This is a genomic window from Roseateles sp. P5_B10, from assembly GCF_056400485.1.
The window spans coordinates 1-1,680 of record NZ_JBFULE010001005.1 but is presented as its reverse complement, the minus strand read 5'-3'; the positions used below and the strand labels follow the sequence as shown (position 1 = coordinate 1,680).

Annotated in this window: 2 protein-coding genes; both read left to right on the top strand. The window is 68.8% G+C overall.

The window, feature by feature from the left end:
- On the top strand, nucleotides 1-262 hold a 262-nt coding region (locus tag AC1DU6_RS30210; RefSeq protein ID WP_477861738.1), incomplete at its 5' end, for a beta/alpha barrel domain-containing protein.
- 36 nt (nucleotides 263-298) lie between these two features.
- A partial coding sequence (locus AC1DU6_RS30205) for a beta-galactosidase (protein WP_477861736.1) occupies nucleotides 299-1,680 on the top strand: 1,382 nt, incomplete at its 3' end.

Below are 1,680 nucleotides of genomic sequence, written 5' to 3'. Positions count from 1 at the left end.
CCTGCAGGCCGGCGCCGACGCGCTCAAGCTGTTCCCGGCCGAACTGGTCACACCGCCGGTGCTCAAGGCCATGCGTGCCGTGCTGCCGCGCGAGCTGAGCCTGCTGCCGGTGGGCGGCATCACACCCGAGACGATGGCCCCGTACAGGCAAGCGGGCGCCGCCGGCTTCGGGCTGGGCTCGGCGCTCTACAGCCCAGGCCTGACGGCGTCCGACGTGGCACCGCGGGCAAGAGCTTTCGTGCAGGCCTGGCGCGCGCTCTGACACGCGACAAAAAAAGATAACGACACCGGAGACTCCATGAACCGCACGCTCACGCTGTGCGCAGGCTTGGTGCTGCTCGCTCTTGGCCAGGCCAGCGCCGACACGCTGCTCAAGCTCGATGCCCGCGCCGACGCGCCGGCGCCGACAACCGGCCACCTGCAGCTCGGCACGGCACGCTCGCCTCAGGGCCAGACGCTGGACGTCAACAGCCAGTACCTGCTGCGCGACGGCAAGCCTTGGCTGCCGGTCATGGGCGAGTACCACTACAGCCGCGCACCCGCCTCGCAATGGGATACCCAGCTGCGGCTGATGAAGGCCGCCGGCATCGACATCGTTGCGAGCTATGTGTTCTGGAACCACCACCAGGAGCAGCCCGGCGCCTTCAACTGGAAGGGCACCCACGACCTGCGCCGCTTCGTGCAACTGGCCCAGGCCGCCGGCTTGCAGGTCGTCGTCCGGCTGGGCCCCTGGGCGCACGGCGAGGCCCGCTACGGCGGCATTCCCGACTGGGTCGTCGACAAGATGCCCACGCGCGGCAACGACCCCGAATACATGGGCCATGTCGAGCGCCTGTACGCCGAGATCGGCGTGCAGCTCAAGGGCCTGCTGTGGAAGGACGGCGGTCCGGTCGTCGGCGTGCAGCTGGAGAACGAATACAACATCCGCGGCCCTGGCAAAGGCGAGGACCACATCAGCGCACTAAAGAAGCTCGCGCTGAAGGCCGGCATGGATGTGCCGCTCTACACCGTCACAGGCTGGGACGGCACCGTCTACCCGTCCGGCGAGGTCACCCCCGTCTTCGGTGGCTACCCGGATGAGCCCTGGGCCACCAGCACTCGGGAGCTGCCGCCCAAGGAGACGCACGCCTTCCGCTTCAGCACCCGCGTCAGCGGCGATCTCGGCGCGCAGACCCAATCACACGCCCCTGGCACTGCCGAGACCGACAAGGACAAGGTGCCCTTCCTCGGCGCCGAATACGGCCCCGGCCTGCCAGCGATGTACCGCCGCCGCACGCTGGTGTCGCCCGACGACATTGCGGCCATGCTGCCCGTGCAGCTGGGCTCGGGCGTCAACCTGTTCGGCTACTACATGTTCCACGGCGGCCGCAACCCGGTTGGCGTGGGCGGCACCGGCCTGGAGGAAAGCACGCTCAGCGGCGGCTACAACGACACGCCACGCATCAGCTATGACTTCCAGGCACCGCTGGGGCCTGACGGTCAGCAGCGCCCGGTACTGACCAAGCTGCGTCCCTTCCACTATTTCCTGCGCGAACACGGCGCCGCGCTGGCGACGATGACGGTACGCCAGCCCGAGCGCTCGCCGACCAACCCGGCCGACCTGCAGACGCCGCGCTGGTCCGTGCGAAGCAAGGGCGACGCCGGCTTCCTGTTCTTCAACAACCATGTGCGCCAGTACGC